This is a genomic window from Kribbella turkmenica, assembly GCF_004348725.1.
In the GTDB taxonomy this organism is placed as follows: Bacteria; Actinomycetota; Actinomycetes; order Propionibacteriales; family Kribbellaceae; genus Kribbella; species Kribbella turkmenica.
Genome location: NZ_SMKR01000007.1, coordinates 51,012 through 70,650 on the forward strand (window position 1 = coordinate 51,012; position 19,639 = coordinate 70,650).

Consider the following 19,639-nt stretch of genomic DNA (forward strand, 5'->3'; position numbering starts at 1 on the left):
GCCGGCCAGGAAGCCGCAGGCCCAACCGAAGCCGAGCGGCCGGACGGCGGGGTAGGCGGAGCCGAAGCGTTCCTCGAGGCTGCTGCTTCGGCCGGGGATCAGCAGGACGACCGCACGATCCGCTGGGGCTTGGACATGGCCCCGCAACCTGCCACGGGCGAGGTCTAGGTTTGGCTGCATGCGTCCGGTCGACTGTGTCGCTGCCCTGATCCGCGACGAACACCATCGCGTCTACGTCCAGCGCCGTACGGCGGAACGGCGGCTGCTGCCCGGGATCTGGGACATCGTCGGCGGACACCTGGAGCCTGGGGAGACCCCCGAGCAGGCACTGGCCCGGGAGGTCGAGGAGGAGACCGGCTGGAAGGTCCGGGACATCGTCTGGTCCGTCGCCGACTGGGAGTGGGAGTGGGAAGGCCGCGTACGGCGTGAGCTCGACTACGTCGTCACCGTCGACGGCGACCTGGCCCGGCCGCGGCTCGAAGAGGGCAAGCACGACGCGGGCGCCTGGGTCGGACCGGACGATCTCGACCTGCTGATGGTCAACCGGACCGACGGCGACCGGCGGCTGCGCGACATCGTGGCGTACGTCGTCCGCACCCGTTTCACCGAGCGCCTCCGCCTCGAACCGCTGACCGGTCCAGGCGAGGTCCTGCCCGGACATGCGGCGGACCTGGTCGAGTTGTACGCCGATCCGTGGGTTGCGCACTGGTACGCCGAGACGTTGCCCGAGGAGGACGCCGTACTCCGCGCCATCCAGGCCCAGGCCCGCTGGGAGGGCGACGGCGTGAACAAGTGGATGGCGTTCGAACGTGGCAGCGGAGCGCTCGCCGGGCGGGGCGGACTGTCCCGGTGCGGGCCGGGCGACCCGGTGACCGAGCAACTCACTCGGCTGGTCGGACCGGACTGGGCGGCCACCCGGCTCGAGCTGGGGTGGGCGCTGACCGAGTCGGCCCGCGGGCGCGGGCTGGCCACCGAGATCGGTCGCGCCGGGCTGGCGTTCGCGTTCGAGACGCTGGGGGCGCGGTCGGTGATCGCGTTCACCGAGCGCCACAACGTGGCGTCGCGAGCGGTGATGGAGCGCCTCGGCATGACCTACGCGGGTGAGATCACCGCGGCAGGCCGGTTCGAGGGATCGGCCGAGATCCGCCCGGACGCACCGTTCCCTGTGTATGTCACCGGACCTCAAGCGGACATCTAGCGGTCCAGGGCGGTGACGAAGCGGGGTCAGGAGGTCGGCGAACGTCTCGCGTTCGGCGGCGGTCCAGCCTTTCATCGCGGCCCCGAACTGCTCCTGCCGGTAGCGGTGGACCCGCCGCGCGCGGCCGGCTCGATGACGAGCGTCTGACAGCAGCCGGCCGGGCCGGGCTGGACGGGCTCACGGCGAAGGTCTGGGCGCGGCGCGAGCGGGTACCGCGAGGATCACCGGCGCGGAGTACCCCGCGGCCGTCGACGTCCTGCGACGGATGGCCGGAAACCTGAAGGGCTCCGCTGCGTGACCGCCCAGGCGCGGCGGTCACACAGCGGAGCCGGCCACCTCGGGGGGTGGCTCGTGGTGAGGTGTCACGAGCCACACGGTGTCCTACCGCCCAGGACACTCCCCGCCTGGCCCGAGGTGTCGGCCAGGAGGTGGTTGGAACGGCTGGGCGGCGGTGATACAGGGACTCAACCGCCAGGCCCAGCCGGGTCTGTGGGCGGTGCGGTCCGGAGTTGAGGAGTACTCCGGACCGCACCTGGGTTTCGTCCGGAACTGAGGAGTGCTCCGGACCTTCAGGTGCTGCTCCTGGACGTGAGGAGACCCCAGGACGCAGCTGCCGGGTCTGAGGAGGACCCGGACGGTCGGGTGTTTCAGTCGTCGGTGTCGAGCGGACCGAGTACGTCGTTGGTGACCCGGAGGCCGGCGAACCGCCTCCGCATCGCCTGCTCGTAGCGGGCCGCCAGCGGCGCCTCCGCGACGTACTGCGCGATCACATGCTCGCCGAACCAGACCCGCACTCTGCGGCGGTGCTGTCTCGACGTCATCTCCGCGATGGTCACTACCTCTCACCCCGTAACTCTCAGGCCTTGCAACCAGTTGGACTTACTGGTTGTCATGGCAGTAATGGTGCACGAGCCCAACGTGACCGCTCTAGGACCTGGACCGGACCTTTGCCGGACCTCTTCCGGACCTCTCGCGGACATCTGGGGGACAGCACCTTGTCGTGGGGCATCAGTCGAGACAACGTCTGAACTGACGTGAACGGGAGGAACCGATGGCGGGTAGGTACACGCCAAAGACGGTCCTGGCGCACCTGATCCAGCGCCGGAACCAGACCTACTCCGAGATCGTCGCCGAGTTCGTCGAGCTGGGTGGAACCATCACCGAGCGGCACCTGCGGCGCCTCGCATCGGGCGAGCGCGCGGGGACCACTCCTCAGACCCGGCGCACCCTGCAACGCATGTTCGGCAAGCCGGTCGAGGAACTCCTCGCCCCGTACGTCCCCGAGCAGGCCGCCCAGGTGGTGCCGGCACCTGCCGCGAGTGGACGGATCACGACAGGTAATGAGATGGAGGTTCTCGACATGGCTGCCAGCCGAGCGAGGGCGTTTGCCCTCGCGGCCCAGTCCGGTCTCGGAAGCGAGGCCATGGAACAGGTGTACGACGACGTGCGTCACGTCGCGAAGGCCTACCCGCAGCGGCCGCTGCCGGAGATCCTCGGCCAGCTGGTCGAGACCCAGGATCTGGTCTTCGCCCTGCTGGAGAGCCGGCAGCGTCCGGAGCACCTGCGGCAGCTGTACTTCCTCGGCGGCGTCACCGGCGGCCTGCTCGCCAAGGCGTCCCACGACCTCGGCAACCCCCACGCCGCCCTGACCCAGGCGCGGACGGCGTTCCTCTGCGCCGACAACGCCGACCACCACGGCCTGCGCGCCTGGGTGCGCGGCCTGCAGTCGCTGGTCTCCTACTGGGCCGGGAACCCGCACGACTCCGTCCGCTACGCACAGCTCGGTGCCGGGTACGCCGAGCAGGCCAACAGCACCACCAGCGTCTGGCTGCCGGTGAGCGAGGCCCGCGCGTGGGCGGCGCTGGGCAATCCGGAGGCCACCCGGGCCGCCCTCGAGCGGGCCGAAGCGGCCTGGAACACAGTCCGCAACGACGACCTGGACGAGATGGGCGGCCTGTGCACCTTCGGCCGCCACCGCCAGCTCTACTACGCGGCCGACGCGCTCGCCTGGCTGCCGGGCGAGGTCGAGCAGGCCGAGCGGTACTCCAGCCAGGCCGTGGACGCCTACAACGACCAGAACCACCCGGAGTGGGCCTTCGGCGACGCCGCCGGCAGCCAGGCCGCGATGGCCATCAGCCGGATCGTGAACGGCGAGCTGGACGGTGCCGCGGACGCGATCGCCCCCGTGCTGGACCTGCCGGCCGAGCGCCGGATCAACGGCGTGGTGCACTCCGCCCGCAGGGTCCACCAGGCGCTGCGGCAGTCCGGCCGAGCCGACGACGCCCGCGAACTGCAGGAAGAGATCGAGATGTTCACCCGGACTCCCATGCAGACGTTTCCCCGGTAATCTCCCGGAGATGGAACGCTTGATCGGTGACCTGACGACGCTGCGCGAGTTCCGGACATCCGATCTCGAGGACTACCTGGCCATCGTCAGCGACGACCGCGTGACGTCGTGGCTGTCGTTCGACAGCCGGAGCCGGGCCGAGGCCGCGGAGGCGCTGACCGCGATCGTCGAGCGGGCGGCGCAGGAGGACCGGCCGGACTACACGCTCGCCGTCACCCGGCGGGACGACGACCGCGTGGTCGGCTTCGCCCGCCTCGGCCCGTCGGGGGTGCGCGCCGCCCACCTCGGCTACGCCATCCACGCCGATCACTGGGGTCGTGGCTACGCCACCGACGCGTCCCGGGTGATGTTGCGGCTCGCCTTCGGCACCCTCGGCAAGCATCGGGTCAGCGCCGCGATCGGCCCCGAGAACGAGGCCTCGATCCAGGTCGTGAAGCGCCTCGGTTTCAGCTACGAGGGCCGGATCAGGCACCACGTCTTCACCAACGGCGACTGGCGCGACTCCCTGCTCTACTCCCTGCTCGAGTCGGAGTACGCCGACCGCTAGCCGCGTCCTGTTTGGAGTGGTGGGCAGACTGGGAATATGGCCGCCACCATCGCAGCACCACTGAACCCGTTGCGGGACGGGTTGGCCCGAATGATCATGACCAAGGTCGCGGGGCCGGATCCGCGCGCCGAGAGGAACCGGGTGCACAACATCCCCGGCCCGCGGTGGTTCGCGCCGGACAGCCCGATCCGGCGGGTGCACGGCGACGCCTCGATGTTCGCCGGCGGACTGCGCGCCCTCCTGCTCCAGTCGCTGCACCCACTCGCGATGGCGGCCGTGACGGCGCACTCCGGTTATCGCGGCGACCCGTGGGGCCGCCTCCGCCGGACCAGCTACTTCCTGGCGATCACGACGTACGGCGCGGTCCCGGACGCCGAGGAGGCGATCGCCCGGGTCAAGGCGGTGCACGAGCGCGTGCGCGGGACGAGCCCGGACGGTGTGAAGTACCGGGCGTCCGACCCGCACCTGCTCAAGTGGGTGCACGTCGCCGAGGTGGACAGTTTCCTGGTCGCCCACCAGCGGTACGGCGTCCAGCCGCTGACCGAGCCGGAGCAGGACCAGTACGTCGAGGACGCGGCGCTCGTCGCCCGGAAGCTCGGCGTGATCGACCCGCCGACCACCATGGCGGAGTTGCGCGAGGCCCTCGACGCGTACCGCCCGGAGTTGCGCGGGACGGCGGAGGCCCGGCGGACCGCCCGGTTCATGCTCGTCCACCCGCCCGTCCCGTGGGCCGCGCGCCCGGCGTACGGCGTACTGACCGCCACCGCGGTCGGTCTGCTGCCGTGGTGGACCCGTTGGCCGCTGCGGCTGCCGTACCTGCCGCTGGCGGAGGCGACCGTCGTCCGCGCCGCCGGCGAAGGCCTGACCAGGACGATCCGCTGGGCGCTGACGTCCCCCATCCTGGGGAGTATCGAGGACTAAGGGCACGACTCGCCGGTAAGTTGTTCCTGTGCCGCTGCGTCCGCATCGATCACTCCCCCTGGCGACGCCGGCGGGAGTCGAAGTGTTGACCCGGATCCTCACCCAGGGCCCGATTCCCCGGGTGGAGATCGCCCGCCGGACCGGGCTGTCCCAGGCGGCGGTCACGAAGGCGGTCGCGCCGCTGATCGAGGCCGGTTTCGTCACCGACCAGCCGGCCACCCCGGCCGAGGCGGAGAGCCAGCTGGGTATCGGCCGGCCGGTGAGCCCGCTGACCGTGGTCCGGAACAGCATCTCCGTCATCGGGCTGAAGGTCACCCCGACCGCGCTGATCGGCGTGACCACGGACTTCACCGCCGGGATCCTCACCGTCCGGCACCGGCCGCTGGACGACACCACACCGGCTGTTGTGATCGAGCAGCTGGCCGAGCTGGCCAAGGAGCTGATGGAAGCGGCCGACGCCACGACCGGTCCGTTGATCGGGATCGGGGTGGCGGTGTCCGGTGACGTCGACGCCCGGCACGGCCTGGTCCGGCACTCGCCGCTGATGGGCTGGCGTGACGTCGCGGTCGCGGACCTGATGGCCAAGCACCTGAAGGTCCCGGTCGTGGTGACGAACGACGTCCGGGCGCTGACGGTGGCCGAGCACTGGTTCGGGGTCGGGGTGGACGCGGACTCGTTCGCCGTCGTCACGATCGGCTCCGGGATCGGGTGTGGCCTCTACATCAACGGCGAGGTCGTGTCCGGCGCGTACGGCGTCTCCGGTGAGCTCGGCCACCTGCCGCTGGCCCCGGGGGACCTGGTCTGCACCTGTGGACGGCGCGGTTGCGTGGAGACGGTTGCCTCGTCGGACGCGATCCTGGCCCGGGCCCGGGAGACGACCGGGCGGCGGCGGCTGGACCTCGCGGGTGCGATCAAGCTGGCGCACGAGGGCGACAAGCATGCGCGCGAGGCGTTCGACCGGGCCGGTGAGGTGATCGGCTCGGCGCTGGCCGCGATGGTGAACCTGGTCGGTCCGGAGCTGGTGGTGATCGCCGGCGAGGGCGTGGCGGAGTACGACCTGTACGAGGAGCGGATGCGGCAGGCCTTCCAGGCCCACGCCTTCGGTGCCGCCGGCAAGGGACGGCTGATGCTGCGGTCGCACACCTTCGACGACTGGGCCCGCGGCGCCGCCGCGACCGTGATCCGCTCCTACGTCCGGGGCGAGCCACCGCTGCAACGCTGAGGGGTTGGGCCCGCGAGCGAGTGCGCGGACCCAACCCCCTCGCGGGCGGTCAACTGCGGGCGGCGGCCAGGATCTTGCGCCAGACCTTCTTGTACGACTCCAGGCCGTCGGCCGCCAGCGGGCCGGAAGGGCCCGCGGTGATGGACACGCGCTCCGGGATGGTGCCCCAGACGGGGATGCCCTCCTGGGCGTACTGCGCCATCGCCTCCTGGTAGCTGCGGGTGTAGGTCCGGGCCGAGCAGATCACCAGGCCGACCGGGATGTGATCGGGAACCAGCTCCAGCACCGCCTTGACCCGGGGTGTCTCCACACCGCCGATCCGGGTCGGCAGGACGACGATCCGGGCCCGGTCGAGCGCCTTGTTCAGCAGCCGCTCGTGCGACGGCGGCATGTCCACGATGCCGATGCCCTCCGGCGGGATCTTGTCCAGCGCCTTGTTCAGCAGGCGCTCGGTCGGCGCCTCCGCGATCTCGACCCGGGCCAGGTGGTCGTCCTCGGAATCCGCGACCCAGTCGGCCGCGCTGCCCTGCGGATCCGCGTCGACCAGGGTGGATGTACGACGGTTGGAAGATGCCAGCGCGGCCAAGTACACCGACGTGGTTGTCTTGCCGACCCCGCCCTTCAGTGCAGCTGTCACGATGATCATGGAACCGACGCTACCTGGTTTTGTCCGAAATCCGGCGTGTCGTCGGCGTTGCTCCACCGAACCCGTGATAGTTGCCCCCGGCGCCGACCGGTCTCGTGCCAAGCTCAAGGGCGGTTCAGGCTGCTGGTTTGCGGATGGCTTCGGTGAGGGCGCCGAGGCCGTCCCGGCCGTGGCCGGCGGCGTCGGCGCTGGCGAACAGCGCGGCCAGCGCCCGCGGCATGCCGGTGTCCAGGCCGACCTGTTCGAAGGCGTCGACCACGTGCTCGCTGCCGACCGCCTGCATGTGCAGGTTGTTCTCCTCGCCGGGGTACACACCCTGCGCGATCTCCGTGGTGAGGATCTTCAGGTAGCCCATCGGGCCCTCGTCGGCCATGTCGGTGAGCAGCGCCGCGGCGTACGGACGGAGCTGCTCGGGGCCGACGTCGGCGGTGCCGACCAGCGCGGCCGAGTACATGTAGCTGGTCAGCGTGGTCCAGAACATGTTCAGCATCGCCTGGTAGTAGAGCATCGCCAAGCCGGGGTCGGTGCCCATGTAGTCGGCCCGGCCGAGCAGTTGCAGCGTCTCCCGATGGGCCTCGACCGCTTCGGCGGGCCCGCTGTAGAAGACGTAGGCACCCGGCTGTCCGATGCCCGGCGGCGGGACCATGATGCCGCCGGTGACGAGGGTGCCGCCGCGGTCCGCGACCGCCAGGCTCGCCGCTCGCAGACGGTCCGGGTTGTCCGAGCTGAGGTTGACCAGCACCCGTCCTTCGAGCTCCGCGCCGGCCAGGGAGTCGTCCATCGCGGCGTAGTCGACCTGGCTGATCACCACCAGGTTGCCCGCGGCCACCGCCTCCGCGGCGGTCGCCGCCTCGGCCGCGCCGGCGGCGACGAGCTTGCCGGCTTTGCCCGCGGTCCGGTTCCAGACGGTGGTCGGATGGCCGGCGGCAAGGAAGACCTCGGCCATGGTGGATCCCATCGCGCCCAGGCCGATCACTGTGACTGCTTCTCGAGAACTCATGCGCCGATCGTGCGAGACCGCGCTACGGGTTTACTACGGTTATGTACTTCGGCGTGCTGGGTCCCCTCGTGGTCCGGACGGACGCCGGCGAGCCGGTCGCCGTACCCGACACCAAGGTCCGGACGCTGCTGCTCGACCTGCTCGCGCACCGTGGTCGGCCGGTGTCCGCCGACCGGCTGATCGGGGACCTGTGGGGCGACCGGCCGCCGCGGAACGCGACCGGGACGCTGCAGGCCCGGATCTCCCAGCTCCGGACCGCGCTCGACCGCGCCGAACCCGGGAGCCGCGCGATGGTCGCGCATGGCCCGGCCGGCTACAGCCTCACCGCGGAGGTTGTCGACAGCAACATCTTCGAGCAGCTGGTGGACGCGGGCCGGCTGCGCGAGGCGCTCGACCTGTGGCGCGGTCGCGCGTACGCCGACGTCGCCGACCACGAGTTCGCCCGGGCCGTCCGCGACCGCCTCGAGGAGGCCAGACTCGCCGCGACCGAGAGCCTGCTCGCGCAGACCGAGGACGCGCTCCCGGAGCTGACCGAACTGGTCCGCCGGCACCCGTTGCGCGAGCGTCTCCGGGCCCTGTACATGCGCGCCCTCTACCGGGCCGGCCGCCAGGACGAGGCTCTCCGCGCGTACGCCGAACTGCGCGAGACACTGGCCGGCGAGCTCGGAGCCGACCCCGGACCGGAGCTGGTCGAACTGCACGCGGCGATCCTCCGGCACGACGCATCGCTGCACCCGTCAACGCTCCCCGCGGCACTCAACGACATGATCGGCCGCACCGAGGCGCTCGCGTCGGCGCGAGACCTGCTGGCCGACAACCGCCTGCTCACGCTCGTCGGCCCGGGCGGAGTCGGGAAGACCAGGCTGGCGCTGGAGGTCGGCCGGAACCACCTCGGCGACGTACGTCTGGTGGAGCTCGCTCCGCTCCGGCAAGACGACATCCTGGAGGCGGTCGCCACAGCCATGGGCCTTCGGGACGACACGGCAGACCTGCTGCCGCGCCTGCTCGAGTCGCTGCGCACGCGGCCGGTCCTGCTGATTCTCGACAACTGCGAACACGTGCGGGCCGCGAACCTCACTGGACGGCTCCTGGCCGAAGCACCTCAGCTCCGAGTGCTCGCAACTAGTCGGGAACCTCTGGGGCTGCCCGGTGAGCGCGTGTTCGAGGTGGAGCCACTCGGGCTGAACGAGGCCGTCAGCCTGTTCACCGCACGAGCCGGGGTCGGTGACTCCGAGGCGGTCAGGGCGATCTGCCGACGGCTGGACGGCATACCGCTCGCACTGGAGCTTGCGGCGACGCGAGTGCGTGCGCTCGGAGTGCAGGGGCTGGCAGATCGGTTGGACGACCGGTTCCGGTTGCTGTCGGGTGGTCGCGGCGTACCCGCGCGGCAGCGGACGCTGCGGGCAACCATCGACTGGAGCTGGGACCTGCTGGACGCGGAGGAGCGCACGATGCTCCGGCGGCTGGCCGTACACGCCGGCACTTTCACGCTGGAGGCTGCTGCCGAGGTGAGTCAGCTGCCGGACTCCCTGGTCCTGGCACTTGTCGACAAATCACTAGTTGCCACAACTACCCGCCGCTACCGCCTGCTGGAATCGGTCGCGGCGTACAGTCTCGAACGTCTGGTGGAAGCCGGTGAGGAGGCAGCGACGAGGCAGCGTCATGCCGAGTACTACCTGCGGCTGGCGCGGCAGGCCGAGCAGCATCTACGCGGACCGGAGCAGCGCACGTGGCTCAGCCGCCTCGACCAGGAGGCATCCAACTTCCGTACCGCGCTCGACGCCGCTCCACAGATTTCGCTCAAGCTGGTCGACGCGTTGGCCTGGTACTGGTATCTCCGCGGTCGCCACGGCGAGGCACGGCGGTCCATCGCCGCGGCTCTCGCCGTACCCGGGCAGGACCCGGCAGACCGCGCGGCCGCCACGGTGTGGCTCGTCGGCATGGCGGCCACCGACGCGAAGGGCTCCAACCTCACCGCGGCGGCCGAGCAAGCCTTGGCGAGGTACGACGAGCCGCCGGCGCGAGCACTGTGGTTCCTGGCCCACACCCAGTGGGCGTACGGTGCCCGGGACGTCCTGATGCGGCGCGTCGACCGGGCGATCGAGACGTTCACCGCGGATGGCGACCGCTGGGGACTGGCGGCGGCGCTCAGCACGCGGGCGCAGTTGAACATCGTCCACGCCGACCTCTGGTCGATGCTGCAGGACGGACATCGCAGCCTGGAACTGTTCGACGAGCTCGGTGACGACTGGGGCCGGCTGCAGGCGGCGTACTCGTTGATCATCGTCGCCGAGATCAGCGGTGACTACCCGACCGCCGTGCGGTACCTCGAAGACTCCCTCCGGCTCGCCGAGGACCTCGGGCTGTGGACCGAGGTCTCGTTCCGGACCTCCGGCCTGGGCCGGATCGCGTACCTCACCGGCGACTACGACCGCGCCGACGCACTGCACGGGCGGGCCCGGCGGCTCGCGATCGAGCAGTCCAACAAGTCTGCCGAGGAGTACGCCGAGGTCGGCCTCGGACTGTCCGCCCGCCGGCAGGGCCGCCTCGACGACGCCGAGGCGCACTTCACCAAGTGGCTCGACTGGCTGCGTCAGGTCGGCGGTACGCCCGGGATCGCCTTCATCCTCGCCCAGCTGGGTTTCATCGCCGAGCAGCGCGGCGACTTTCCGAAGGCACAAGCGCTGCACCAGCAGGGCTACGAGGCAGCGATCCAGGTGGGCGACGAACGCGCGATCGCACTCGCCCTGGAGGGTCTGGCGGGCGCGGCCGAGGATCCCGGCCGGACCCGCCGCCTGCTGGCCGAGGCCGAAGCGCTCCGGGCGAAAGTGGGTTCACCGCTCCCGCCGGCCGAGCGCTTCGACGTCGACCGGATCACTTCCCGAGCCAGCCGTCGACCTTCGCCCGGTTCTCCTTGACCCACTTCTCCGCGGCCACGTCCGGCGTCAGCTTGTCGACGGCGATCGACCGGGCGACCGCGTTCTGGTCCTCGTTGGTCCACTGGAAGTTCTTCACCAGGTCGTACGCCGGGCTGCCGGAGTCGGCGAACTTCTTCGACACCACCTTGTCCAGGTCGTACGGAGGGTAGTCGCAGGCGACCTTGGCCGGGTCGGCGTCGCAGCCGGCGGTGTACTTCGGCAGGTTCACCTTGACCAGCTTCAGTTCGTTGAAGAACCACTGCGGCTCGTAGAAGTAGGCGAGCAGCGGCTTCTTGTCCTTCTCCGCGATCCGGAATGCCTGGATCAGCGCGGTCTCGCTACCGCTCTGCACCACCTCGTAGTTCAGCTTCAGGTTCTTCACCAGCGCCTCGTCGTTGGTGACGTACGACGGGTCGCCGTCGAGCAGCTGGCCCTTGCCGCCGGACTCCGACGTCTTGAACAGGGCGGCGTACTTGTTCAGGTTCCTCCAGTCGGTGATGTCCGGGTACTGCTGTGCCATCCACGGCGGCACGTACCAGCCGATCACGCCCTTGACCCCGGTGGAGCCGGCCGCGACCGCGACCTTCTGCTCCTCGATGTACTTCTTCTTCAGGTCCTCGTGACCCCAGTTCTCCAGCACGGCGTCCACCTCGCCGGTGCCGAACCCCTGCCAGGAGATCTCCTCCTTGAGGTTCTTCTTCACCACCTCGCAGCCGAGGTCCTTGGTCGCGACGTAGGCGACCACGGCCGCGTTCGCCTCGTAGCCGACCCACGGGTTGACGGCCAGGTTGAAGGTGCCGCACTCCTTCCCGTTCCCGCCGTCGGCGGCCGGCTGCTGCGAGCCGATCTTCTCGCCGCCGCACCCCGTCAGCGCCAGTGCCACGGCGGTCAGGACACCGGCGTACCGGAGCTTCTTCACAGCTTGTCTCCTCTTCTCGGGAACCTCTGGGTCCGGCGGGCGGCCGCCTGGGTCACGCGGTCGAGCAGTACGCCGAGCAGGACGATAGCGAGCCCGGCGGCCAACCCCTTGCCGTACAGCTCGCTCTGCGTGAAGCCGGCGTACACGTCGTACCCGAGGGCCTGGGCACCGACCAGGCCGCCGACGACCACCATCGACAGCACGTAGATCAGCCCCTGGTTGACCGCCAGCGTAATCGCCCGGCGGGCGACCGGCAGCTGCACCTTGCTGATCACCTGCCAGTTGCTGGAGCCGACCGAGTTGGCCGCCTCGACGGTCGCCACCGGGACAGCTTTGATGCCGTCAGCAACGATCTTGGTGGTCACCGGGACGGCGAACACGATCGCGGCCGCGATCGCGGTGAACCGGCTGGTGCCGAACAACGCCAGGAACGGCACCAGGTACACGAACGGCGGCATCGTCTGCCCGGCGTCCAGGACCGGCCGGATCCAGGTGTCGACCCGGCGGTTGCGGCCGGCCCACACCCCGAGCACGAGTCCGACGGCGACGACCACGACGGTCGCCAGCAGCGTCGACGCCAGCGTGACCATGCTGTCGTGCCAGACCCCGGTCGCGACCAGAAGCAGCGAGCACACCGCGGCCGGAAGCGCTCCCCGCCACCGTCCGAGTACGGCGGCCAGCGCGACGACCACGGTGGCCACCAGCCACCAGGGCGATCCGGTCAGCAGCGCCTCGAGCGGGTTGAGGACGCCCTTGGTCACCGCGTCCCGCACGCCGTACGTGAAGCCGCCGAAGACGTCCTGCACCCAGTTGGTCAGGTTCGACGTGGTCACCGCGATCCGGGAGCCGATGTTCACCGAGGTCGGGAACTCGGCCGCCCACACGTAGGTCCTGGAGAACCAGACGGCGACCAGCACACCGGCCGCGCCGGCGGCCAGCAGGATTCTCCGCCGGCGGCTCGCCGTCCGCCAGGGCCGGTCGCCCGCGGCGGTGGTCACCCGGTCGAGGACGATCGCGAGCACCACGATCGCCAGGCCGCCGTTGAACGCGACACCGACGTCGAGCGTCTCCAGCGCCTTCAGCACCGTGTCGCCGAGGCCGGGCGCGTTGATCAGCGCGGCCACGGTCACCATCGACAGCGCGGCCATGATCGTCTGGTTGATCCCGACCACGACCGTGCTGCGCGACATCGGCAGCAGCACCTTGGTGAGCGTCTGGCTCCGGGTCGACCCGAGCGAACGGGCCGCCTCGACGCTCTCGGCGGGGACCGACCGGATCGCGTGCGCGGTCAGCCGGACGGCCGGGGGCGCCGCGTAGACCAGGGTCGCGATCGTGGCCGCGGCCGGACCGATCGCGAAGAACAAGGTCAGCGGCGCCAGGTAGACGAACGTCGGCAGTGTCTGCATCAGGTCCAGGACCAGCGTCGCCACCCGGAACGCCCGGTTCGACAGCCCGGCCCAGATGCCCAGCGGAATGGCGACCAGCAGCGACAGCAGCACGGCCGCGATCGTCAGCGCGAGCGTGTCCATGCTTTCCCGCCACAGCCCCTGCAGCCCGACGAACCCGAGCCCGGCCGCCGTCAGCAGCGCGACCTTCCAGTTGCCGAACGCCCACGCCAGGTACGCCGCCACCGCGACCACCCCGAGCCAGCCGATGACCGGCACCGGCCGGCCGTACGCCGGCTGCGCCAGCAGGTTCTGCAGCAGGACGACGAACTGGTCGACGGTCATCCGGATGGCGTCGAAGACGACGTTGCCCTGGCCGAGGTCGTCGCGGTGGTCGGTCAGCCAGCGGTGAAGAGTGGTCGTCTCCTGGCTGCCGAGGGTGAGCGTGTCGATGCCGCGGAGGACGAAGTACACGGCGACCCAGGCGACGAGCAGGATGCCGACGACCACGCCGCGCCGGGGCCGGCGGACCTCGACCTCGACGTCGCTGGTGATGGCGGCCATCAGTGGTCCGCGACGACGGCGAGGATCTCCTCGTCGTCGATCACGCCGAGCAACGTGCCGTTCGAGACCACCTTGACCGGGCGGTCCGCCTCCAGCACCAGCCGGGTCGCCTCCCGGACCAGCACGTCCGGGCCGACCTCAGGGCCGTCCAGCGGCTCGCCCGGCCGCGCGTCCCGGACGATCCACCGCAGCGTCAGCACGTCGGCCCGTGGCACGTCGCGGACGAAGTCGCGGACGTACTCGTCGGCCGGGGCGCCGACCAGCTCGTCGCCGGTGCCGAGCTGGACCGCGCCGCCGTCGCGCATCAGCAGGATCCGGTCGCCCAGCCGCAGCGCCTCGGACAGGTCGTGGGTGACGAACACCATCGTCTTGCCGACCTCGCGGTGCAGCCGGACGACCTCGTTCTGCATCTCCCGCCGGATCAGCGGGTCGAGCGCGGAGAACGGCTCGTCGAACAGCAGCACGTCCGGGTCGTTGGCGAGCGCGCGGGCCAGGCCGACCCGCTGCTGCATGCCGCCGGACAGCTGCTCCGGGTAGAAGTGCTCGTTGCCGGCCAGGCCGACGAGGTCGATCACCTCCTGGGCACGCCGCCGCCGGTCGGGCTTGCTCTCGCCGCGGATCTCCAGGCCGTACGAGACGTTGTCGATCACCTTGCGGTGCGGCAGCAGGCCGAAGTGCTGGAACACCATCGAGAACTTGCTGCGGCGCAACGTCCGCAGCCGCTTCTCGTCCGCGGCCCGGAGGTCCTCACCCTCGAAGATCAGGCTGCCGGCGGTCGGTTCGATCAAACGTGTGAGGCAGCGGACCAGCGTGGACTTGCCGGAGCCGGACAGTCCCATGACGACGAAGACCTCACCCGGTGCGACGTCGAAGCTGAGGTCGCGGACGGCGGCCGTACAGCCGGTCCTGGTGTAGAGGGCGGCGCGGTCCAGGGCGGCGAGATCGGGGCGGTGCGGTACTCGCTGGGCTTTCGGGCCGAACACCTTCCACAGGCCCTGGATCGACAACAGCGCGTCGCTGTCCTGCACCTCGGGATACTCGAGCTGAGCGGTCACAGGTTCACCCTCGCATCCCCGCAAGCGGAATCATCGTGAACCGCGACTGTATCCAACCCCCAGTCCCCGGGCCTTCTCCCGGGGTGTCTGCTACGTCAACCAGGTCGGTACGGCGGCGCCTCGCCCCAGCCCCAGTGCGGGACCGGCGCCTTCGGGGGTGGGGTCGCGCCGGGTTGTGAGTTGGCGAGCGCGATCCGGGTGCCCCACTCGACGTACGCGACGAAGGCCGACCGGAACTCCGGGTCGTCCGGCAGGCCGGCCGGGTCCGCACTCGCGGCGATCAGCGCGGCCCACCGCGATCGCTGCTCCTCCGTCAGCCCAAGGCCGAGGTGGTGCTTCAGCATCGCGGAGTAGCCGCCGAGCTCGTCGGTGTAGCGGCTGTGCCCGCGGAAGACCTCGCCGAGCCAGATCGCGACGTGCTCCCGGTGCTGGTCGCTCATCTGCGCGAACACCGGCGCGAGGATCGGGTCGGCCAGCACCTTGTCGTAGAACACTTCGGTCAGCCGCCGCAGCGCGTCGTGGCCGCCGGCCCATTCGTACAGCGTCGGAGTAGTCACGTAATCATGTAATCACAGCCGGAGGGCCGTGGCGATCGTCCGCAGCACCGGGTAGATCGAGGACTCGCCGTCGGCGGTGTCCCAGAGCACGTTCTGCAGGATCCTGCCCGCGGTCCAGCCGAGCGCCCGGTCGCGGTCGATGCCGGTGACCTCCAGCACCAGGTCGAAGCGGTCCCGGATCGCCCGCTCCAGCTCGCCGGTCGCGACCAGGTCGTCCCAGCGGTTCCACAGCACCGGGAACACGTCGAACCCGGGGTCACCCGCGAGCGGCTTCGGATCGATGACCAGCCAGGGCTGTCGCCGCGCGGCCAGCACGTTGTAGTAGTGCAGGTCCCAGTGCAGCAACCGGTCACCGGACTCCGGCAGCAGCTCGGTCACCTGCGCGACGAAGCGCCGTACCAGGTGCCGCTCGTCCGGATCGGCGAGGCGCGGGATCAGGCCGGGTGCGTCGTCGACCATCGCACCGGCGACGTCGGCGAGCGTCCGGATCCCGGGTGGCGCCGGGACCGCACTCAGCCGGGCGAGGAACTCCGCCACGATCCTGGTCGCCGCGACGTGGTCGGGCAGGTCGTCGAGGGTCCGCGACTCGAGTCGCTCGAGCAGGAGCGTCGAGGTCACCGGATCGTCCTCGAGCACCGCGACGACGTCGTCGCGACTCCACGTCCGCAGGGCGAGCGCCTCGCCCGCGCTCTCGTCGTTGACCGTTTGGAGCTTGAGCATCGCCTTGGCGCCATCGCGCCGGACGACGGGCAGGATCAGCGAGGCCTCGCCACTGAGCGGCTCACCGTCGATCGTCAGCTGCCACCGGTCGACGTACGCCGCCGCGGTCGACGGCAGGCCCGCCAGCCACTCGGGCGCCTTCGCGCTGTGGTTCTCGGTCAGCTTCGCGGGAATCTCGATCACTCTCGGCACAGTAGGTGGTTCGGCCGGGATGTGCTTGGGTTTTCCCCATGGAGCAGAGGCACCGGCGGGTGCAGCGCGTGGTGACGGCCATCTATCTGGGAATTCCGTTGGTCCTGCTGGCGGTCGTGGCGTTGATCAGTACGACCGGATCGCCGGCGGTGTGGGCGGGATGCCTGGTGCCGGCCGGGATGCTGGTGCTCGGGTGGGTCCAGCGGCGGCGGCATCGGTACCAGCCGCGGTGGTGGGCCGGGGTCGGTGCACTGTTCGGTGGGGTGAGTGGGTTGACCGTGACGCTGTTCCCGTTGGCGGTCGGCGTCTGGTGGCCGGCGTTCCTGGCCTTGCCCGCGTTGCTCGCCGGGATCGTCGCAGGCGCGGCGCTGGCTCGGTACGCCGACCGGGTGCTGCTCGTTCCCGTCGTACCGGAGCTGGCGGAAACGCCGTACGAGCTGATCTTCCGGCTGCGCGGGCTGCAACTGACCGCGGTCCTGCTGGATGCGGACAGCGTGACGATCCAGAGCCGGCCGGTCGTGCGGTCGCAGTCGACCGGCGATCTGGCGAAGACCTACCCGCTGAGCAGCATCACCGGCGTCTTCGAGGCCGCGCTCAGTGGCGTGGAGCGGCTCAAGTTCCCGATCGCCATCCCGCATCCGCCGGTGGTCACCGAAGGTCCGGCCGTGATCCTGCAGGCGTCCGGCGACGACTGGGTGCTCCCGACCAACCAGGCGTCGACGCTGATCGAACTGCTCAACCGGCGGCGGTCCACCGCATAGCCAACGCGAACCCGAGGTCCGTGTACTGCGCACCGGGGAAGACGTCGTCGTACACCGCGCGGAACTGCGTGCGGGACAGGTAGCGATCGCTGGCCAGGTGGTCGAGCCACGGCTTGCTGTGCCAGAACCGGAACTCGAACAGCGCGTCCCTGATCCCGAGCCGGGCGATCTCCCGGGGGAGACCCAGCCACGCGCCGACCAGGTAGGCCCACCGCGGCGGAGTCGGATACCGATCGGACACGTTGTCCACGATCGCCACCGTGCCACCCGGCCGCACCAGCGACTTCAAGTGCTCCAGGCCGCCGCGGTAGTCCGGCAGGTGATGCATCATCGTGTGGCTGTAGACCAGGTCGAACCCGTCCTCCTCGATCGCGAACAGGTCGGCCACCCGGTACTCCACGTTCGCCCGCGTCCGCTTCCGCCTGGCCAGCGAGATCATCGGCGCACTCAGATCCACCCCGAGCACCTGGCCGTACCGCTCGGCCAACCCCTCCGCCGCGTGCCCGGACCCGCACCCGGCATCCAGCGCCCGTTCGCCCCGCAGGTCCAGCCCGAGCACCCACGCCCGGTTCTGCCCCACCTGCAAACTCACGAACCGGTCGTACTCGGCAGCGAAGCGATCGAAGGACGCGGGATCAACCATGTCGCGTACGACGCCGCCCGCGACCGCCTGGTTGGACTCAGGCGCCGGCGGCTGCGCGTTCCTTCGTGGCGGTTTCGGCCTTCTCGGCCTGCCAGCCGTCCTCGTTCTTGCCGAGGCGCCAGTAGCCGGAGAGGGAGACGCGGTCGCGGGACAGGCCGCGGTCGGTGAAGAGGTTCTTGCGGATGCGGAAGACGAAACCGGCCTCGCCGTGGACGAAGACCTGGGTGTCGCCGGCCGGGAAGTCGAGGGCCTCGACGGCCGCGACCAGGCCGTCACCGCGGGCGGCGGTGCTGCCGGCGCGGTGGAACCAGGTGACGTCGAGGTCGCCGGCGCCGCCGAGCTTCTGCTCCTCGGACGCGTCCTCCACCTCGACCAGCACGGTCGCGCGGGCGCCCGGCGGCAACTGCTCGACCGCGGCGCCGATCGCCGGCAGCGCGCTCTCGTCGCCCACGAGCAGATGCCAGTCGGCCGCCTCGTCCGGCGCATAGGCACCGCCCGGACCGTTGAACCACAGCACGTCGCCCGGTTGCGCCGCCGCGGCCCACGGCCCGGCCACCCCCTCATCGCCGTGATGGACGAAGTCGATGGACAGCTCGCGGCTGTCCTGGTCCCAGTTCCGCACGGTGTACGTCCGCATCGTCGGCCACTGCTCCGACTGGTACGTCGCCCGGATCACGCCGAGGTCGAGCGGCTCGGCGTACTCGACCCCGGGCTTGCCGAACAGCAGCTTCACGTAGTGGTCGGTGTAGCCGTTGTCGACGAAGTCGGCGGCGGTGAGCACGACCCGGATCATGTGCGGCGTGATCCGCTCGGTCCGGCGGACGACCGCGCGCTTGCAGACGCGGTTACGACGGGGTGCGGGGCTGGTCACTCGACCACGGTCCTCTCGGGTACGTCGGGCGGCCCGGTCAGGCCAGGCAAGTTAGGTCTACCTAACTCAGGCTAGCTCACCGGTTCCCGGACCGCCTCCGGACCGTCTCGGCACCGCGTCAGAGGCCGCGGATGTAGAACACCTTGCTCACGCCCGCCTGGAAGCGGTGGCAGGCCGGCAGGTAGACCCGGTACGGAATCAGACCCTTGTACGCCGGTTGCGCGTTCACCGTGAACCGCCCGCTCTGCCGGACCTTGGCCGCGCTCACCGCCCGCCAGCGTGTCGCGCCGTACAGCCGCTGCAGCCCCACCGGGCAACCGGCCGGCGCACCGGCGACCGACCCGTTCACCGGTACGACGGTCCCGACCGAGGCACTCGTCCTGGACGGGGTCGCCGCGACGATTCCCGGCCGGGCGACCGCGAACCCGAGGCCGGCGATGTCCACCGGCTTGCCCGTGATCCGCAAGCAGTTGAGCGAGTCCGCGTCCGCGGCTCTGTACTGCTTCGTGTACAGGCCGTTGACGTCGGTCCGGATCACGTCCCCACCGGCGTCCTCGGCACAGCCGTTGTCGATGGCCAGCAGCGCCGTGAGCCGGGTCCCGTAGGGCTTGCCGGTCGCGCTGTCGGTGATCGCCCATTTGATCGTGTACGGCGACCCGAACGGCACCACTCTGGGTGTCACCAACGCGTTCAGCTTCGGTAGGTGGGACCCGCTGACCGCCAGCGCCGGGCCGGCGAACGGCGTCGGATCGGTCATGTCGCCGGGGATGCCGTACGGGCCCGCCCGCACGCCGGTGACCTTCCAGGTGCCGTTCGCGGTCGACGGCACGTAGAGCGGACCGCTCCAGGTGCCGTTCTTCACCGTCCCGGCCGTCCGCGGCAGGTTCGTCGACAGCTGGTAGGGATACTGCCCGGAACCACTCGTGCGCTCCAGCACCACGAACAGCGTCAGCTGCTCGTCCGCAGGGTTGGTCGAGTCGTAGCCGCCCTTGACCGTGACCGTCACCGGTACGAGGTTCAGCCCCGACACCACGACACTGGACCTGGAAAGACTGACGGCGGTCACTGTCAGCTTGGGGTCCGGCGAGGCCTGGGCGGTCGGCAGCACTCCGGTCAACAGCAGAGGCGCCGTCAGGAGCGCCGCCATCACACGTCGGGTCCACATGTTTGCAG

At 70.6% G+C, this 19,639-nt stretch carries 18 protein-coding genes; 7 read left to right on the forward strand and 11 right to left on the reverse strand.

Annotated features, from left to right (window positions below; translation table 11 throughout):
* Nucleotides 1-178 precede the first annotated feature (178 nt).
* Nucleotides 179-1,198, forward strand: a complete 1,020-nt coding sequence (locus tag E1218_RS02955) for a GNAT family N-acetyltransferase (RefSeq protein ID WP_132315938.1) — start codon at nucleotides 179-181, stop codon at nucleotides 1,196-1,198.
* Nucleotides 1,199-1,845: 647 nt separating this feature from the next.
* Here the strand turns inward: E1218_RS02955 and E1218_RS35875 are convergent.
* Nucleotides 1,846-2,019: a hypothetical protein gene (locus E1218_RS35875; protein WP_165949100.1), complete on the reverse strand. Its 174-nt coding sequence runs from the start codon at nucleotides 2,017-2,019 to the stop codon at nucleotides 1,846-1,848.
* 230 nt (nucleotides 2,020-2,249) lie between these two features.
* On the opposite strand from E1218_RS35875, the gene E1218_RS02960 reads away from it, so the two are divergent.
* The 4 genes from E1218_RS02960 (at nucleotide 2,250) to E1218_RS02975 (ending at nucleotide 6,235) form a co-directional block, all read left to right on the forward strand.
* Complete coding sequence (locus E1218_RS02960) at nucleotides 2,250-3,545, forward strand: XRE family transcriptional regulator (RefSeq protein ID WP_132315940.1); 1,296 nt, start codon at nucleotides 2,250-2,252, stop codon at nucleotides 3,543-3,545.
* A 10-nt stretch (nucleotides 3,546-3,555) separates the two neighbouring features.
* Complete coding sequence (locus E1218_RS02965) at nucleotides 3,556-4,092, forward strand: GNAT family N-acetyltransferase (RefSeq protein WP_132315942.1); 537 nt, start codon at nucleotides 3,556-3,558, stop codon at nucleotides 4,090-4,092.
* Between the two features lie 36 nt (nucleotides 4,093-4,128).
* The gene (locus E1218_RS02970) at nucleotides 4,129-5,013 is read left to right on the forward strand and encodes an oxygenase MpaB family protein (RefSeq protein WP_132315944.1); all 885 of its coding nucleotides are present in this window, start codon (nucleotides 4,129-4,131) and stop codon (nucleotides 5,011-5,013) included.
* Nucleotides 5,014-5,095: 82 nt separating this feature from the next.
* Entirely contained in the window at nucleotides 5,096-6,235 is a 1,140-nt protein-coding gene (locus E1218_RS02975; protein WP_233711964.1) for an ROK family transcriptional regulator, read from the forward strand.
* A 49-nt stretch (nucleotides 6,236-6,284) separates the two neighbouring features.
* On the opposite strand, the gene E1218_RS02980 is transcribed toward E1218_RS02975, so the two are convergent.
* Nucleotides 6,285-6,881: a ParA family protein gene (locus E1218_RS02980; RefSeq protein ID WP_132315948.1), complete on the reverse strand. Its 597-nt coding sequence runs from the start codon at nucleotides 6,879-6,881 to the stop codon at nucleotides 6,285-6,287.
* Nucleotides 6,882-6,996: 115 nt separating this feature from the next.
* Nucleotides 6,997-7,881 (reverse strand): imine reductase family protein, encoded by an 885-nt coding sequence (locus E1218_RS02985; protein ID WP_132315950.1) that lies wholly within the window; start codon nucleotides 7,879-7,881, stop codon nucleotides 6,997-6,999.
* A gap of 41 nt (nucleotides 7,882-7,922) precedes the next feature.
* On the opposite strand from E1218_RS02985, the gene E1218_RS02990 reads away from it, so the two are divergent.
* Nucleotides 7,923-10,799, forward strand: a complete 2,877-nt coding sequence (locus tag E1218_RS02990) for a BTAD domain-containing putative transcriptional regulator (protein ID WP_132315952.1) — start codon at nucleotides 7,923-7,925, stop codon at nucleotides 10,797-10,799.
* Here E1218_RS02990 and E1218_RS02995 read toward each other — a convergent pair.
* The 5 genes from E1218_RS02995 to E1218_RS03015 form a co-directional block, all read right to left on the reverse strand.
* Complete coding sequence (locus E1218_RS02995; RefSeq protein WP_132315954.1) at nucleotides 10,756-11,718, reverse strand: ABC transporter substrate-binding protein; 963 nt, start codon at nucleotides 11,716-11,718, stop codon at nucleotides 10,756-10,758. The two genes, E1218_RS02990 and E1218_RS02995, sit on opposite strands and share 44 nt — an antisense overlap.
* Nucleotides 11,715-13,667: an ABC transporter permease gene (locus E1218_RS03000; protein ID WP_132315956.1), complete on the reverse strand. Its 1,953-nt coding sequence runs from the start codon at nucleotides 13,665-13,667 to the stop codon at nucleotides 11,715-11,717. The genes E1218_RS02995 and E1218_RS03000 overlap by 4 nt, the downstream gene beginning before the upstream one ends.
* Nucleotides 13,667-14,722 carry a quaternary amine ABC transporter ATP-binding protein gene (locus E1218_RS03005; RefSeq protein ID WP_132315958.1) on the reverse strand — a complete coding sequence of 352 codons (1,056 nt, stop codon included), beginning with the start codon at nucleotides 14,720-14,722 and terminating at the stop codon, nucleotides 13,667-13,669. Before E1218_RS03005 ends, E1218_RS03000 begins: the two co-directional genes overlap by 1 nt.
* A gap of 95 nt (nucleotides 14,723-14,817) precedes the next feature.
* A complete protein-coding gene (locus E1218_RS03010) occupies nucleotides 14,818-15,279 on the reverse strand; it encodes a group II truncated hemoglobin (RefSeq protein WP_132315960.1) in 462 nt (153 codons plus the stop codon).
* 12 nt (nucleotides 15,280-15,291) lie between these two features.
* The gene (locus E1218_RS03015) at nucleotides 15,292-16,212 is read right to left on the reverse strand and encodes an aminoglycoside phosphotransferase family protein (RefSeq protein ID WP_407657562.1); all 921 of its coding nucleotides are present in this window, start codon (nucleotides 16,210-16,212) and stop codon (nucleotides 15,292-15,294) included.
* Between the two features lie 17 nt (nucleotides 16,213-16,229).
* On the opposite strand from E1218_RS03015, the gene E1218_RS03020 reads away from it, so the two are divergent.
* Nucleotides 16,230-16,952: a hypothetical protein gene (locus tag E1218_RS03020; RefSeq protein WP_132315964.1), complete on the forward strand. Its 723-nt coding sequence runs from the start codon at nucleotides 16,230-16,232 to the stop codon at nucleotides 16,950-16,952.
* On the opposite strand, the gene E1218_RS03025 is transcribed toward E1218_RS03020, so the two are convergent.
* From E1218_RS03025 to E1218_RS03035, 3 genes are all read right to left on the reverse strand, one after another.
* Nucleotides 16,927-17,595 carry a class I SAM-dependent methyltransferase gene (locus E1218_RS03025; protein WP_132315966.1) on the reverse strand — a complete coding sequence of 223 codons (669 nt, stop codon included), beginning with the start codon at nucleotides 17,593-17,595 and terminating at the stop codon, nucleotides 16,927-16,929. The two genes, E1218_RS03020 and E1218_RS03025, sit on opposite strands and share 26 nt — an antisense overlap.
* Nucleotides 17,596-17,632: 37 nt before the next feature.
* On the reverse strand, nucleotides 17,633-18,466 hold the full coding sequence (locus E1218_RS03030; protein WP_132315968.1) for a siderophore-interacting protein: 834 nt from the start codon (nucleotides 18,464-18,466) through the stop codon (nucleotides 17,633-17,635).
* Between the two features lie 118 nt (nucleotides 18,467-18,584).
* Complete coding sequence (locus E1218_RS03035; RefSeq protein ID WP_132315970.1) at nucleotides 18,585-19,631, reverse strand: hypothetical protein; 1,047 nt, start codon at nucleotides 19,629-19,631, stop codon at nucleotides 18,585-18,587.
* Nucleotides 19,632-19,639 lie beyond the last annotated feature (8 nt).

Bases quoted from the DNA above. Each gene is read 5' to 3' on its own strand.
- E1218_RS02955 (WP_132315938.1), top strand. From the start codon at position 179: ATGCGTCCGGTCGACTGTGTCGCTGCCCTGATCCGCGACGAACACCAT.
- E1218_RS35875 (WP_165949100.1), bottom strand. From the start codon at position 2,019: ATGACGTCGAGACAGCACCGCCGCAGAGTGCGGGTCTGGTTCGGCGAG.
- E1218_RS02960 (WP_132315940.1), top strand. From the start codon at position 2,250: ATGGCGGGTAGGTACACGCCAAAGACGGTCCTGGCGCACCTGATCCAG.
- E1218_RS02965 (WP_132315942.1), top strand. From the start codon at position 3,556: ATGGAACGCTTGATCGGTGACCTGACGACGCTGCGCGAGTTCCGGACA.
- E1218_RS02970 (WP_132315944.1), top strand. From the start codon at position 4,129: ATGGCCGCCACCATCGCAGCACCACTGAACCCGTTGCGGGACGGGTTG.
- E1218_RS02980 (WP_132315948.1), bottom strand. From the start codon at position 6,881: ATGATCATCGTGACAGCTGCACTGAAGGGCGGGGTCGGCAAGACAACC.
- E1218_RS02985 (WP_132315950.1), bottom strand. From the start codon at position 7,881: ATGAGTTCTCGAGAAGCAGTCACAGTGATCGGCCTGGGCGCGATGGGA.
- E1218_RS02990 (WP_132315952.1), top strand. From the start codon at position 7,923: ATGTACTTCGGCGTGCTGGGTCCCCTCGTGGTCCGGACGGACGCCGGC.
- E1218_RS03000 (WP_132315956.1), bottom strand. From the start codon at position 13,667: ATGGCCGCCATCACCAGCGACGTCGAGGTCGAGGTCCGCCGGCCCCGG.
- E1218_RS03020 (WP_132315964.1), top strand. From the start codon at position 16,230: ATGGAGCAGAGGCACCGGCGGGTGCAGCGCGTGGTGACGGCCATCTAT.
- E1218_RS03025 (WP_132315966.1), bottom strand. From the start codon at position 17,595: ATGGTTGATCCCGCGTCCTTCGATCGCTTCGCTGCCGAGTACGACCGG.
- E1218_RS03035 (WP_132315970.1), bottom strand. From the start codon at position 19,631: ATGTGGACCCGACGTGTGATGGCGGCGCTCCTGACGGCGCCTCTGCTG.